At 43.4% G+C, this 14,887-nt stretch carries 9 protein-coding genes and 2 pseudogenes; 9 read left to right on the forward strand and 2 right to left on the reverse strand.

Annotated features, from left to right (window positions below):
- Positions 1 to 151: 151 nt before the first annotated feature.
- Positions 152 to 552: pseudogene (locus FMS18_RS19940) on the reverse strand (transposase); the annotation flags it as partial.
- Positions 553 to 751: 199 nt separating this feature from the next.
- On the opposite strand from FMS18_RS19940, the gene istA reads away from it, so the two are divergent.
- A complete protein-coding gene (gene istA / locus FMS18_RS19945; protein ID WP_163296415.1) occupies positions 752 to 2,266 on the forward strand; it encodes an IS21 family transposase in 1,515 nt (504 codons plus the stop codon).
- Positions 2,267 to 2,313: 47 nt separating this feature from the next.
- Positions 2,314 to 3,015, forward strand: a pseudogene (gene istB / locus FMS18_RS19950) (IS21-like element helper ATPase IstB).
- A gap of 37 nt (positions 3,016 to 3,052) precedes the next feature.
- On the opposite strand, the gene FMS18_RS20955 reads toward istB, so the two are convergent.
- The gene (locus tag FMS18_RS20955) at positions 3,053 to 3,175 is read right to left on the reverse strand and encodes a hypothetical protein (protein WP_275405849.1); all 123 of its coding nucleotides are present in this window, start codon (positions 3,173 to 3,175) and stop codon (positions 3,053 to 3,055) included.
- 518 nt (positions 3,176 to 3,693) lie between these two features.
- On the opposite strand from FMS18_RS20955, the gene FMS18_RS19955 reads away from it, so the two are divergent.
- The 7 genes from FMS18_RS19955 (at position 3,694) to FMS18_RS19985 (ending at position 13,976) form a co-directional block, all read left to right on the forward strand.
- Positions 3,694 to 4,626, forward strand: coding sequence for an NAD(P)-dependent oxidoreductase (locus tag FMS18_RS19955; RefSeq protein WP_203544721.1), 933 nt, complete (start codon positions 3,694 to 3,696; stop codon positions 4,624 to 4,626).
- A gap of 60 nt (positions 4,627 to 4,686) precedes the next feature.
- On the forward strand, positions 4,687 to 6,570 hold the full coding sequence (locus tag FMS18_RS19960) for a glycosyltransferase family 4 protein (RefSeq protein WP_163296416.1): 1,884 nt from the start codon (positions 4,687 to 4,689) through the stop codon (positions 6,568 to 6,570).
- Positions 6,571 to 6,878: 308 nt separating this feature from the next.
- Complete coding sequence (locus FMS18_RS19965; RefSeq protein WP_163296417.1) at positions 6,879 to 7,871, forward strand: kinase; 993 nt, start codon at positions 6,879 to 6,881, stop codon at positions 7,869 to 7,871.
- Positions 7,872 to 7,877: 6 nt separating this feature from the next.
- Positions 7,878 to 10,775: a glycosyltransferase gene (locus FMS18_RS19970; RefSeq protein ID WP_163296418.1), complete on the forward strand. Its 2,898-nt coding sequence runs from the start codon at positions 7,878 to 7,880 to the stop codon at positions 10,773 to 10,775.
- A gap of 51 nt (positions 10,776 to 10,826) precedes the next feature.
- On the forward strand, positions 10,827 to 12,032 hold the full coding sequence (locus tag FMS18_RS21115; RefSeq protein WP_163296419.1) for a class I SAM-dependent methyltransferase: 1,206 nt from the start codon (positions 10,827 to 10,829) through the stop codon (positions 12,030 to 12,032).
- Positions 12,029 to 12,952 carry an NAD-dependent epimerase/dehydratase family protein gene (locus FMS18_RS19980; protein ID WP_163296420.1) on the forward strand — a complete coding sequence of 308 codons (924 nt, stop codon included), beginning with the start codon at positions 12,029 to 12,031 and terminating at the stop codon, positions 12,950 to 12,952. Before FMS18_RS21115 ends, FMS18_RS19980 begins: the two co-directional genes overlap by 4 nt.
- A gap of 94 nt (positions 12,953 to 13,046) precedes the next feature.
- Positions 13,047 to 13,976 (forward strand): class I SAM-dependent methyltransferase, encoded by a 930-nt coding sequence (locus FMS18_RS19985; RefSeq protein ID WP_163296421.1) that lies wholly within the window; start codon positions 13,047 to 13,049, stop codon positions 13,974 to 13,976.
- The last annotated feature ends 911 nt before the right edge of the window (positions 13,977 to 14,887 follow it).

Raw genomic sequence — 14,887 nt, forward strand, 5'->3', positions numbered from 1 at the left:
CTTGCGCCAATTGTCTACCTGTTCCTGCCAGTAAATTTCCTTATCTGCTCTACTTTCAATGTTGTCGGGCATAAAATCTCCTTTTTCATTGAGGAGTATGCACGAGAGGGGAAATTATGGGTAGAAGGGGCTTATGTGACCCTTACAATAATTTTCTGAACCCGTAACGGGGATACCGGTCAGCCAACTTAAGAAGCATTTCAATAATTAACGAATCATCGCGAGGCTTCGGCTCGTAGCAATACACTGAGCGACTTAAACGCAACGCACAGCATGCTTGTCGAATACTGAGACAAAATTCGTTACGAAGGTAGTTAACAAGCTCACGTTTCTCAGCTGGCTTTAAAGCTTTTTTGCTATGACATCCTTAAGGGCTTCGTTTTCAAGACTCAAATTGGCAAACATGTTTTTGAGCTTACGATTCTCTTCTTCAAGGTCCTTCAGGCGGCGAATATCGGACGCTTCCATGCCACCGTACTTGGACTTCCACTTGTAGTACGTGGCTTGACTGACTTTGTACTCACGGCACACGTCTGCGACTTTGCGACCGCCTGCGGAAAATCATCGAAAAGGGCCAGGCAAAATCATTGAAAAGGGCCGGTTTTTGGCCGGAAATGCGACTGCCCGGCCCATTTCATGACTCTGTTAAATAAATCAGGCTGTTATATATAAAGCGGAGCTGGATAAACACTGGCTGGTATCACCTTCCAAACCATGAAGGAGGAAGATGATGCCAAGACCGAGGGTATCCATGCGAAAAATAAAAGAATTGCTTCGGCTGTGTTTTGATCACGAGCTGAGCTTGAATCAAGCAGCCCGGGCCTGCAACCTGGGTCGAACCACTGCGCAGCGTTACCTCAAACGCTTCAAGGCCTCGGGCCTGCCCTGGCCATTGCCGGGAAACATTGATGATGCCGCCCTTGACTCCATGCTTTTCGCGCTTCCTCCAAACGAAGAACGCCGCAAGCCAATGCCCTGCTGGGAAAAAGTCCACAAGGAACTGTCCAGAAAGGGCGTGACCCTGAAATTGTTGTGGGAGGAATACCGGCAGACAACTCCCGAAGGCTTCAGCTATGCCCAGTTTTTACGCCATTACCGCCGCTGGAACGGCAAGCTGCATGTAAGCATGCGTCAACGGCACAAGGCCGGAGAAAAGCTGTTTGTCGATTTTGCAGGGCATACCATGGATGTTGTAGATCCGGAGACAGGCGAAGTCAGCACGGCCCAGATTTTCTTGGCCACACTTGGTTTCAGCAATCTGACCTTTGTCCGGGCTTTGCCGAGCCAGGGGCTGGAAGACTGGATCGAGGCCCATAACCGGGCCCTGAAATTTCTTGGGGGAGCCCCCGAAATAGTGGTTCCTGACAATCTCAAATCAGGGGTGAAGAGCCCTTGCCGTTATGAACCGGAGATAAATCCCACCTACCAGGAGTGGGCAGAACACAATAATCTGGCCGTGGTCCCGGCCCGGGTGCGCAAACCCAAAGACAAGTCCAAGGTGGAGGTCGGGGTGCAGATTGTGGAAAGGCGAGTCATGGCACCGCTTCGCAACCGGCGATTCTTCTCTTTTGATGAATTGAACGCGGCTTTGGCAGAACAGTTGGCGGTTCTCAATCAACAGACATTGTCCGGGATGGATGTCTCCCGTCTGGAGCTGTTCAAGAAACAGGAACAATCGGCCCTGGCCCCTTTGCCGGCAGAAGAATACGAACCCGCAGCATGGAAGAAGGCCAAAGTACACCCGGATTACCACATTGAAGTGGACAAGCATTACTACTCGGTCCCTTATTCTCTGGTCTATAAATATGTGGAAATCAGGGTCGGGAAACGAATAGTGGAGATCCTCCATGAAGGGACCCGGACGGCGTCACATCGCAGAAGCCGCAAGCCTTACTCCCACACCACCTGCACGGAACATATGCCCAAGGCCCATCAGGAGGCTTCGGGCTGGAATCCGGGACGTTTTCTGAACTGGGCCCAGAAATTCGGTCCGGCAACAACGAACATGGTCAAAACAATCCTCGGCGGGCGCAAGCATCCTGAACAGGGTTTTCGCAGTTGCCTGGGGCTATTGCGTCTGGAGTCCAAATATGGCGCGGGCCGTCTGGAAAAGGCCTGTGAAAGGGCTCTCCATTTCAACTTGGCGGGCCGCAAACCTGTGCTCGATATACTCAAGAAAAATCAGGACATGCTGGATCTTCCACTTGAGGAAGATCTGCCGCTGTTTACCCACGCCAACATTCGCGGCGCGGGATTTTACCGATAAAGGAGGTGAAAATGCTGCTGTATCAAACCATGGAGAAACTTTCCGAAATGAAGCTGTCCGGCATTTTGGACGGCCTCAGAGAACAGGTGGATGGAGACGGTTATGCCGATCTGAGCTTTGAGGAAAGGCTGGGCATGCTTGTGGACAGGGAATACGTCATGCGCGAAAATCGGCGCATGACCAGACGGTTCCGCGAGGCCAGGCTGAAACTGTCCGCCCAGGTGGAAGACGTGGATTTCCAGGCAGCCCGGGGGCTGGACAAGGGCTACTTTATGGAACTGGCACAGGGAGGCTGGATCAGCCGCAGGCACAATCTGGTCATAGCCGGTCCCACAGGAGTGGGTAAGACCTACCTGGCTTGCGCCCTTGCCCACCGGGCCTGCCGGGAGGGCTACCGTTGCCTGTATACCCATTTCTCGGATCTGGTCAGGGAAATGTCTATCAGCAACGCCTAGGGAGAACTGCACGCGCTGACGCGTAGGCTGGATAAAAGAAATGTCCTGATAATAGATGACTGGCTGCGTGAGCCGCTCACCGTGGAGCAGTCGAGAAATATTCTGGACCTCGTGGACGCCAGGTTTCGAGCCAGGTCTGTGCTCTTTACTTCTCAAATACCGGTGAAAGACTGGCACGAGCGGTTCCAGGACCCAACTCTGGCTGATGCTGTGCTCGACCGGGTTGTCCACGACTCACACCGCATCGAACTGAAAGGAGACTCCATGAGAAAAAGAACTTCAAACTTGACGTAATGGGCCACTTGATGAATTGAAAAAAATACCAGCACCGCTAAAAAAACAGGGTGGCCCTTTTCATGATTTTGCCCGGCCCATTACATGATTTTTCGCAACCGCCTTCGGCTTCTTTCAGGATCTTGATAATCTGGCTTTCACTGAATCTAGATTTCCGCATCGAAACAACCTCCTTCATGGCTGTCTTTATCAGAAATCTCTACTTTTCGCTGGGACTAATATACGGGAGGGCTACAGTACTATATACCTTCATACAGTGAAGGAGTATGAGTGGTGGAAAGATAAATTCAAAAAGTGTGGATTTTCTTTTGTCCAAGAGCATCAACTTCTTGTTGATGATTTTTGTCGCGGGTCAGGAAATGGTCGATTTGACTGGAACGTTAAGACGAGCCCAGAATTAGGTTTTCATTTTGTGGCCCAAAAAACGATATCAAAGTAGAGTCTTGACTAGGTTCGAAAGATGTTATATGTGTACCTGTCGGAGATTTGTGTTTTTTTGTAAAAAAATTTATGGAGAATTGAACATTCTTAAAAAAAGAAAGTATTATGAGTGATTTTGATTAGTCTGTTGTGTTTAATGAATTTTAACGGCGAGAGTACTGATCATAGCTTCTTGTGATGCTTTGCCGTTTGCAAAGCTCGTTTAGCATGAAAAAGTTTTTAACTATGAGGAACTGTATGAGAATTCTTGTTACTGGTGGTGCAGGATATATTGGCTCTACTCTTGTGCCTATTTTACTTAGCAAGGGGTATAAGGTTACTGTTTTAGACAACCTGCTGTTTGGCCAGGCTCCATTGCTTGATTGTTGCCACTATGAAAAATTTACCTTTGTTAAAGGGGATATCTGCGATTATAGCCTGGTGGAGAAGTTAATGGCCAAAGCGGATATCATTATTCCCTTGGCTGCGATCGTCGGTGCTCCTGCGTGCAAGATGAATCCGACTTTGACTGATCTGGTTAACCGTGATGCGCATTTACAAATTGTGAAGATGCTGTCTAAAAATCAGCGTATTATCTTTCCGACCACAAACTCCGGCTATGGTATTGGTGAAAAAGATGCATACTGCACAGAAGAGAGTCCGCTTCGCCCAATCTCTTCATACGGAATCACAAAGGTTGAGGTGGAAAAGGCATTCTTGGACACTGGCACTGCGGTGACTTTCCGCTTGGCTACCGTATTCGGTATGAGTCCGCGTATGCGTATGGATCTGCTGGTGAACGATTTCACTTACCAGGCATTTAAGAATGGATCTGTCATCTTGTTTGAGGATCATTTCCGCCGTAACTATATCCATGTACGTGATGTAGTAAAAGCTTTCCTCTTTGGTATTGAACGCTACGACGAAATGCAGGGTGAGCCGTTCAATGTAGGCCTGTCTTCTGCCAACCTGACCAAGCGTCAACTGGCTGAGAAGATCAAGGAGCATGTGCCTAATTTCTACATCCATTCTGCTGCCATCGGCGAAGATCCGGATAAGCGCGATTACCTGGTCTCTAACGACAAGATTGAGGCAGTCGGCTGGCAGCCGGAGCATGATTTGGACATGGGTATTAAGGAATTACTTAAGGGTTACAAAATTCTTAAGCCAAACCAGTACGCAAACGTATAAAATAAATAAAGGGCCAGTTTTCTGGCCCTTATTTATTATAGATACGTTGAAAGAGGATGCATGAGCAAAAGGTTTGTGCTTGTAGACCACTCGCTCGTTGGTCATGGAGGGCATCACTATGATTATGCTTTGCAGGTATTAGATTGTGCCCGCAACATGGGATACCGCACTGAACTTGTCACGAATCTCGCTTGCATTTCCAAGGAGCTGAACGGGCATCCCGTGAAAGCTTTATATGATTTAAATTTTTGGGGTGAAACAGAGGGGGAATCAAAGAAGAGCAGCTTTTTAATGAATAGCTACATTGCGCTTCGTAATGCGTGGCTTAAAGCGCGTGTAAAAAATTTGCATATGCTACTTGGTCGTGATTCTTTTTTGTTAACATCTTCTGCCGATAGTACTGGGCCATTTCAAAATGGTCTGGTCCGTATAATTCTTCGTTTTGAATCTTTTCTTTGGGTAAAATTCCCATCTGCCCTCAAAAGACATTTCTCCAAAATATGTAGCAGTATTAAGAACACACTACGTACTTCTTCCTGCTCGTATAATGGATTAAGTGAGAACCGTGATCATTTTATTTCGACGAGTTTTTTTCATGATACTCAGCGGATGATGAATTTCCTGAATTTGGATGAAAACGATGTTGTGTTCATTCCAAATATTTCAGACGCAGATTTGGAGGGGATTGAACTGTTTCTTCGGGCAAACCCGAGCTGCCGGACTCGTTGGGCTTTGTTGTTTCGTCGAAATCTTTATGAAAAGACAGAGCAGCAGTACACTGCATGGCCTGCTGGTTTCGAAGGGCTGCGTGAACTGTTCACAAAAATTGTTCAAAGTTCAACTGCGCGACATGTTTCTTTTTTTACAGATACAGAAGAGCTGACTCGTCAATACGCTTACGCAACTGGTCATCGTTTTCATACTCTGCCTATTCCACACACAAGGCCGGGAAATGAGAAATCACAAAATGAAATAGTGGTTTCTTATTTAGGTGATGCGAGATTGGAGAAAGGCTTTCAGCATCTGCCATTGATTGTTGAAACGGTAATGCGGAAAAAAATAGATGATAATGTACGGTTTGTCTTCCAGAGCAATCTAGCTGCTCTCGGCGGAGAACAAGCCGTGATTACCGCTCGTGAACAGTTGGAAGTTTTTTTCTCTGAAAAAGTGCAGTTAATCAAATCTCCACTTTCTTCACATGACTATGAATTGTTTTTGTCTCAGAGCAGTATAGTTTTGCTTCCGTATGACAGAGGCTCGTATAATGCGCGGAGTTCCGGAATTCTTGTAGAAGCGCTTGCCAATGGGATACCTGTAATTGTGCCGGCGGGGAGTTGGCTTTCCAGACAGATTTTGGATAATAATATTGAATACTATGATAAATTGCTTGAAGCAGGGGGAGGACGTAGAGAATTAGTGCAAAAGCCCGCCGTCCGTGGACCGCATGGGGCAAGATGTGGAAATGGTGGAATTTTATTAGGTGAATTTTCAGTTCAAAGAGATGAGACTCATTGTTTTGTCGAGCTTCAAGGGGCTGTGTCTGACTTGGACTTTTTTTATGAACTGGGTGTGACGATAAATCCTGCGCTTACATTTGGTAATACCTTTGTGAATGTAGCTGAGCATTCAGCGGCACATGGTAAAGCCTCTCTTATGGTTCCACTGGGAGCTGGAACACAAAAAATTTCTATTAAGCTTTTGGAAACTGCAAATTTTCCTATGGATTTATCTGTAAAAATTAGTTTTGTGTCCTTACCGGAGTATACTCCTGTCGGCAGGGGCGGCAGAGCTTATTCAAATATTTTGGAGATTCCGGATATATTATTGGAAATGATAGGGAGCCTTGCTCATTATAGGCAGGCTACACAAAAAATGGCGAAGACTCTTTTACATAACCACAATGCCGAAAATCTAGTGACTAAGATACTTCAAGAAATTGGATAAGTAATTCTCTGGACCGCTGTTTTCTGAGGTCCGTTTAATACCTTTTTATTTGCTGATATTTAGTGTATAGAAAGGTTCTTTTATTAGTCTTTTAATAATGTTGTTTCTGGGGAACCAGTTTTGTACTGGTATGGCAGTATTTGATTACTCTAGTTGTTTGTTTGAAAAATGCACATTTCCTCTTTTTGTGTATTTGTTGAGTGTATGTGCTTTCTTTGTAAGAACTTCAGGCCCTGTAGGCTTTGCGGCCTTTTTCTTGAGATTGATTTTTAGCATGTTTTTAGGGTTGTTAATGGGTGGAGCTTAAAATGATTATTTCACGTACACCTTTCAGGGTGTCTTTTTTTGGTGGGGGAACAGACTATCCCGGATGGATTTGTCAAAATGGTGGTGCGGTTCTTTCCACTTCCATTGACAAGTATTGCTATATTACTTGTCGTAATTTACCTGCTTTTTTTGATCATAAATACCGAGTTGCGTATTCAAAAATTGAACACACAAAAACCATAGAGGAAATTCAGCATCCGGCAATTAGGTCTCTTTTTAAGGCTTATGAAGAAGGGCATGGTTTTGAACTGCATTGCGATGCGGATCTGCCTGCCCGGTCAGGATTGGGGTCCAGCTCCTCGTTTATTGTGGGGTTGCTGAATTCTCTTGAAGGTATGAAGGGGAATAGAGTTTCCCATGAATGGCTCGCCAAAGAAGCTATTCGATATGAGCAGGATGTGCTGGCTGAGAATGTCGGTTGTCAGGATCAGGTTGCAGCAGCTTTTGGCGGATTGAATACAATCACTTTCCATAAGGATTGTAATTTTTCTGTAGATCCGGTGATTATTTCTAAGGTTCGTAGAGATGAACTTCAGGACCATTTGTTACTGTTCTTTACGGGTTTTTCAAGGATTGCAAGCAATATCGCAGAAGCGCAGATTAAAAAAATGGATTCAAATGCTGACAGCCTGCATGCGATGCGCTGTATGGTAGATGATGCTGTAGATATTTTGAGTTCAGATCAGGATATTCGACAATTTGGAGAAATGCTGCACACATCATGGATGTACAAAAGAAACCTGTCGGATAAAGTTGCACCTGAGCAAGTTGATACTATTTACGAGAGAGCCAGAGCTGCCGGAGCTATCGGGGGGAAACTTTTAGGTGCCGGCGGTGGAGGCTTTATTTTATTTTTTGTTGAAAAGGATAAGCAGGATGCTGTGGTCGCTGAATTGTCTGATTTGGTGCATGTTCCTTTTGAGTTTGAAAATGGTGGTTCCAGAATAATATATTTTGATGGCGAGTGTGGGTAAGAACAAATGAAAATTTTACTACTTGTATCAGATTTGTATAAGAATATTGGTGGCGGACAAACCGTTTACAAAAAAATAATAGAAGATACTCCAGGGTGTGAGTTTTATTATTTTATTGAGAACGAGAAATTGGATGCACAGAGACCTGCAAATGCACATCCTGTAAAAAAAATTATCAGCAAGAAGTATTGTACATCTCGTGAACTTATCCCCGCATACCTTATAGAAAATTTAAATCAGGTTCTTCCATATGCAGAGTCTGTAGCGGGAATGTTATTTGATGTTGTTGATATTCCTGATTATTGTAGCTTTGGCTATGGTATGAGAGAGATTTTTGAGATGTATGGAGTGAAAGTCGGAAGATTTGTTTTGGCCATGCATGGCAATATTTCTGATAGCATACGTTTGAATTGGCAAAGCCAGCCTTATCTGGAAGCCAGGGAAGCTGAATTTCAGCAATTCTCCAATGTAGACGGCCTCTACGCTATTTCCGAACGCTATATCGCAGAGTGGAAAGGGAGAAAGGATAGGGATGTTGAATACATTAGCCCAACCCCCATTGTTAAAGAGTCTCAAAGAGAAAAAAATATCGCCAAGAATGATCAGAAAAGGCCTGATTTATATTGCATCGGTCGAATGGAGCGTCGAAAAGGCAACGACATATTTATTGAACTGAGTCGTTGGATTGATCCAGATTTGTACGATAAGTCTTATCATGTTGGCGATGCTGATTTTGATAATGCCGGTGTTTCAAGTACTGATCGATTGTATAGTGTTTCGGTAAACCGAGGACTTGATTTAAATTTTGTCGGACCGGTCGGTTGGGATGAGCTTGAGAAAATTTTTGCCTCCAGAGCTATGCTGGTGTTACCGGTTCGGTACGACACGTTAAATCTTCAGGTTTTAGAAGCTTTGTTTAATGGCTGCCCTGTTGCAGTCTCCAACAAAGCCGGTGTTTGTGATTATTTGGATAAGGAGTTTCCTGAAATTCCATATGTGAAGATTGATTTTGACAATATTTATGCATCTGTTGCTGATATCGAAAATATTCTGCGCAACTATGATGAATATTGTGAGAAATTGACTTCCATTGTAAATGGCCTTCCGCTGTTTACCGAATCTTTCAATATGCATCAGATTTACTCCAAAATGTTGTCTAAGCTAGCTGTTGATCCTCAGGCAATGGGAATTAAACTCAAACGCACATTATATTTAAAAGCGGGGGCTATTTCTTCGCTGAAAGAGTCCTTGCCGGACCCTGTGTTTGAGTTGCTGAAACGGACTTATTGTTTTTTTAAGACTCCCTTGCGTGAGCATGTTAAGAGGAGTTTTATCGCTCCACTGGCTTTTAAAGTACATGCCATACTGGACTATAGATCTCGCGTACAGCGTTTGCGTGATATTTTTAATATGCGGGAGAGTGGTCGTTGTGAGATATCTAATAAGCTAAATAGTTTATATGACTTAGGTGAATCGTCGCATTTTTTACGAAAGGATATTTGGCAGGCTATCGGGCGTCTTGAGCGAATTCAGGAAAACGACGAGTTTTATGCCACATATCTTATCCGTACAATGAGATCTATGGGGACAGCGGCGGAGTTGCCTGAAGTTCTTCGTGCCGTTGAGAGGTGTGGAATGCCCCATACTGCAAAGGCTTTGGATGCTATGTATGGTGATCCTGAAAAAACAGCAGAACGGGTGTACCAATATCTTAAAAGCGCAGAGAAGCGGAACATGCATAAGCCCGCCTTGGAATGCGCTCTGGAAGTAGATGAGCGGTCGTCAGAAAGTCCCAAAGTCTCCATCATTGTTTCTCTCTATAATGCTGCAGATAAAATTCCGGTATTTATGACAGCCTTGTTGCAGCAGACTCTTGTTAAGAAAGGGGAGGTTGAGTTTATTTTTGAAGACAGTAATTCTCCCGCAGATGAATATGCTGCCATTCAGAAAACTTGTGATAATCAAGTAGATTATTACTACGAACGCTCCCAAGGCAGAGAGACAATCCAGTGCGCATGGAACCGTGGTATTGCGAAAGCGCGTGCTCCCTATCTGGTTTTTTTGGGTGTTGATGAAGTCCTTTATCCTGATGCCCTTGAAAAGTTAGCAGACTTTTTGGACAAAAATACTGAAACAGATTGGGTCATGTCCGACAGTCTTGTGACAGAGGTTACACCAGAAGGAGTACTGGAACGTGATGTTATGCCGTATGCCAGATCCAGAACCAAGGATGTCGACAAAGATCATGTCTATCTTGAGACTTGTTATTTGTCATGGGTTGGCGGCATGTATAGAAAGTCGATGCATAAAAAGTGCGGTTATTATGATGAAACTTTTAGAGGCGCAGGTGATACCGAATTCAAGAATCGCATTCTTTCAAAAATCAATGTCGCCTTCTTCCCAGAAACATTGGGCCTCTTTCTGAACTACCCGGAAGAAAGAACGACAGCTTCGCCGATGGCGGAACTTGAGGATTTGCGGGCATGGTACATATATCGTTCTCTTGGCGGTGTCCGCTATGCCTTTGAGGATCGTCCCATCGAAGATGCCATTGCGTTGTTTTATAAGTGCCTTGGCTATAGAAAGTCTTACTGCGGACATATAAGTACCGATTTTGATTACGCCTACGCCTTATCTGAATATATTTCACAAAAAAATAATGACCCTCAGTGGAAAGAGTGGAATAGGGATATTTGTGAAATCAAGGAGATTCTTAAAAGTTTTGACAGCTTTTCTCAGAATGAGGCAGCTATTGTTACTCAACATAAGATTGCAAAGAAATATGCTCGATTGAAGATGTTTGAAAGGAAGCACTACAAGCTGCTGAATGGAGAGCGCGATTTGCATTACGCAGCAACTAATGACAACCGTTATGAACAGCATTCATGGATGTGGCGATCTTAAGGTTTTGTGTGTTAAATTTGAATATTTATCAAATGATATTGGGGTGTCAAAGTGAAATGTAGAGTGTGTGATTCAACCGATCTTGAATTGGTTATTGATTTAGGGGACCAGCCTTGGTGTAATAATTTTATTCCGGCTGACGAAGTCGGTAATGAACCTTTTTATCCGTTACGAGTGCAGTATTGTCATAATTGCTGTACTTCTCAGCTTGATTTTACTGTGAAAAAAGAGATCATGTTTGGTGATCATACGTACTTGTCAGGAACAACGAAGTCCCTTTCAGCGCATTTTAAAAATGTTGCGACGAAGATTGACGAGCGTTTTTTCAGAGATAAAGCTGATAAGTCTATTTTGGATATCGGTTCCAATGATGGAACGCAGCTTCAGCACTATAAAGAGCTCGGGTACGACGTTCTTGGTGTAGAGTCGTCTGTTGGGACAGCGCAAATTGCCAATGATAATGGCATTAACACATTGAATGTTTTTTTCAATGAAGAAACTATGGATGAGATAGGTCGGAAGTTTTCTGTTATTAATGCCTCAGGCGTTTTTTTCCATCTTGAAGAATTGCACTCTGTTTGTCGTGCAATCAAGCAGGGCCTGGCTGAAGACGGCGTCTTTGTCGTTCAGTTTCTGTATATGAAGAGTATTATGGAGAACTGTGCTTTTGATCAGATTTATCACGAGCATTTGCTTTACTATACATTACAGACAATCGAAGTTTTGTTGAATCGTCATGGTCTGGCAATGTTTGATGCTGAACTTGCACCAATTCATGGGGGGTCAATCATTGGACTGGTAACTCACAAAGATAAAGCTGAGACTACAGAAAAATATAAAGAAATGCTTGCAGCGGAGAAAGAGAGCGAGTGCAACTCTTTTGACCATTATGTTCAGTTCTCAAAACGTATTGAGAAAATGAAGGAAGACAATTTAAAATACTTGAAAGAAGCCAAAGAGATGGGGAAGACCATTTATGGGTTTGGTGCGCCTGTAAAGGGCAATACCATGCTGAATTACTTTGGAGTCGGAGCGGATTTAATTGACTGCCTAGTCGAAAAAAACGAGCTCCGTAGAGGGCTGTATTCTCCAGGAATGCATATTCCATTAGTTATTGAAGATGAGATCAGCGAATTGCCGGATATTTATTACGTACTGGCATGGAACTTCAAAAAAGAAATTTTAAAAAATAATGAACAGTTGGTTAAAGATGGGATTGAGTTTTACTTCCCCGTTGACCCCAAGGTGAGCGCATGAACATATTAATTACCGGTGCAACCGGATTTTTGGGTCAGACTTTGTGTCGCTTTTTAGAGAATGCAGGACATGATCTGACAAAATTGAATTCCAAAAAATGCGATTTGAGAAAGGAATCGAGTCTGTATTGTTTGGATCATAAGCAGTATGACCTAATTTTTCATCTTGCTGCATGGACTCAGGCTGGGGATTTCTGCATTCACCATCCCGGCGAACAGTGGGTCATGAATCAATATATTAACAGTAATGTTGTTTCATGGTGGAATGCTGCACAGCCTCAGGCCAAGTTTGTTTTCATGGGGACAAGTTGTGCATATGCGCCCGGAAGTAATCTGGTTGAAATAGAGTTTATGGCAGGTGAGCCTACAGACAGTCTTTATACGTATGCGATGACTAAAAGGATGTTATACCAAGGAGCTAAGGCCCTTGGTATGCAGTATGATCGTAAGTGGCTCTGTGCTGTTCCTTCGACTCTTTATGGAGCTAATTATCATACAGATGGGCGTCAGATGCATTTCATCTTTGATCTGATCCGTAAGATTCTCCGCGGTAAAAAATACGGTGAACCAGTTGTGCTCTGGGGCGATGGTTATCAGAAGAGAGAATTGGTTTTCGTAGATGATTTTGTCAAAATTCTGTGGGAATTAGTTGAAAAACAGAATAATGAAATTGTTAATATCGGAGCTGGCGAAGAGTTTACTATCCGTACTTTTGCACGCCATATCTGTGAGCATGTCGGCTACCCAGAGGATAAGATTGAATACGACACAAGTCGTTATGTGGGGGCCAAATCAAAATGCCTTAACATCGATAAGGTGAAGGGCATTATTGATGAGTATAAGCTTACTCCTCTGAACCAAGGTCTTGCCATGACAATTGATTGGTTCTTGGAAGAAAAAGCCTACGAGCTTTCATCCTAAAAGATAGAATTATTAGACGGCGACCCATCTCGCTTGCAAGTTACAGAAAAAGCCTGTTACGTTTTTTCACAACAGAATGTGAAGGAGTCAATTAATGAAAGATTCTTTAAAATTAGTAAATAAAGCAGTGGTGGCTCCTGTCTCCTCTAAAGTACGACAGGTGGTGAATGGGGTTAAAAGCGATATAGTTGACCGATTGATGCACATGGTGCGACAGGAATATACCGTAATGCCTCGTTTTGAGTTCCACCAACCGCTTGATTATAACTTGGAAACTTTTCCCAAAAAGTTTGATGCACCAGTCATTGTAGAGGGAGAGTCCCTACCGCTTCCTCCTGTTCCTGACCGAATGGGTTATTCTGCCGACAATGAAGATTATCTGGATTGGGGAAGAGAGGACAAGGAACTGTTGATGGAGCAAATCAATAAATACTTGGGAAAGGATGAAGATATTGCTATTCTCGATTTTGGATGTTCTTCTGGCCGTGTATTGAGGCATTTTTATCCAGAGTCTCAAGCGAAGAATTGGTCGCTTTACGGTTCTGATATTCAGGCGCATCCTATCCAATGGATGCGGGAGAATTTTCCTAACGACTTCAGTGTGTTCACAGGGTCTACCCAACCACACCTTCCTCTATCAGACAATTCAATTGATGTTATCTACGGTTTTAGCGTTTTTACCCATATTAAATATCATTGGGATATGTGGCTCATGGAGTTAAAGCGCGTGCTGAAGCCTGGAGGCTTGCTGATTCAAACTATCCATACAGAAAATGCGTGGAAGTTTTATTATGAGAACAAGCATGAAGCATGGGTTACAGATAACCACTCCGCAACTATGCTTGAGACAAAAGACATGCCATACGACTATTTTTATTATGGCGACATTTGTGTCAGTCAGGTGTTCTGGAAGCGAGAAATTGCCAGAAAATTTTGGGGTCGTTATCTGACTGTCCTCGATGTCATAGCACCTCCTGGAGAACGTTCTTTTCAGGATTGGATGGTTTGCAAGAAGGAAGGCTAATCTTTTTGATTCTGCCTTAATCATTAATACAAGGTGATGATTTATTTGGCTTGAAGTCCTCTAAATGTGTTCCTTTGTAGTTTTGTTTCGATGAGATGGTGAGTATAGAAGAAGTGCTGTTGCCGTGTTTTTTTCTTTTGAATGTCATATCTTGCAATGATACTCCATTTTTAATAAAGAACTACTGAAAAACAAGCAGGTTGCAGAGACGTTGAGCCAAGTCATGATGGCTGAAGTGCTCAAACAAGCATTCTATATTTACGGCTTAAACAGGGGGCAATGTCAAAGATCAAAGGGAGTTGCTGCATGATCCGCAACTCCGAAAGTCGAGTAAAGAATCTTTACAAATATTAGATATGACCTACTGGAAGAATGGGCGATTTCTGTAATATCCAATTGTATGATCCCTGGATATTCTCACTTCAAATATTATAAATGTTGCGTGGTTTAATCTGACCTGTAGGCAGTCTCGTTGGATTATATTTAGCATTGATGTGCAGGTTTGGTAGTGTAAAAGCAAATTTGAGGGGAATAATATGGAAGAACTTTTATCCGGCAATTTGATTCAGGCGATTAATTTAAAACAAGTTATAATAGGCCTCGTCCTTATTCTTTTAAGTGGAATGATTTTGGCGTGGCACTACAGAACGTATGCCCATGTTTTTTCAAATAAAAATAAAGTAGCAAGGATTTTTCCCCTCATTGGGACAACCGCTTTCTTGCTGATCATTACGGTGAAATCTTCATTGGCGTTGTCTTTAGGTTGTAAGGGTCACATAAGCCCCTTCTACCCATAATTTCCCCTCTCGTGCATACTCCTCAATGAAAAAGGAGATTTTATGCCCGACAACATTGAAAGTAGAGCAGATAAGGAAATTTACTGGCAGGAACAGGTAGACAATTGGCGCAAG

The organism is Desulfovibrio sp. JC022 (assembly GCF_010470665.1).
Classification (GTDB): domain Bacteria; phylum Desulfobacterota; class Desulfovibrionia; order Desulfovibrionales; family Desulfovibrionaceae; genus Maridesulfovibrio.

Coding starts and splice junctions, on each gene's coding strand:
- istA (WP_163296415.1), top strand. CDS start 752: ATGCGAAAAATAAAAGAATTGCTTCGGCTGTGTTTTGATCACGAGCTG.
- FMS18_RS20955 (WP_275405849.1), bottom strand. CDS start 3,175: ATGCGGAAATCTAGATTCAGTGAAAGCCAGATTATCAAGATCCTGAAA.
- FMS18_RS19955 (WP_203544721.1), top strand. CDS start 3,694: ATGAGAATTCTTGTTACTGGTGGTGCAGGATATATTGGCTCTACTCTT.
- FMS18_RS19960 (WP_163296416.1), top strand. CDS start 4,687: ATGAGCAAAAGGTTTGTGCTTGTAGACCACTCGCTCGTTGGTCATGGA.
- FMS18_RS19965 (WP_163296417.1), top strand. CDS start 6,879: ATGATTATTTCACGTACACCTTTCAGGGTGTCTTTTTTTGGTGGGGGA.
- FMS18_RS19970 (WP_163296418.1), top strand. CDS start 7,878: ATGAAAATTTTACTACTTGTATCAGATTTGTATAAGAATATTGGTGGC.
- FMS18_RS19980 (WP_163296420.1), top strand. CDS start 12,029: ATGAACATATTAATTACCGGTGCAACCGGATTTTTGGGTCAGACTTTG.
- FMS18_RS19985 (WP_163296421.1), top strand. CDS start 13,047: ATGAAAGATTCTTTAAAATTAGTAAATAAAGCAGTGGTGGCTCCTGTC.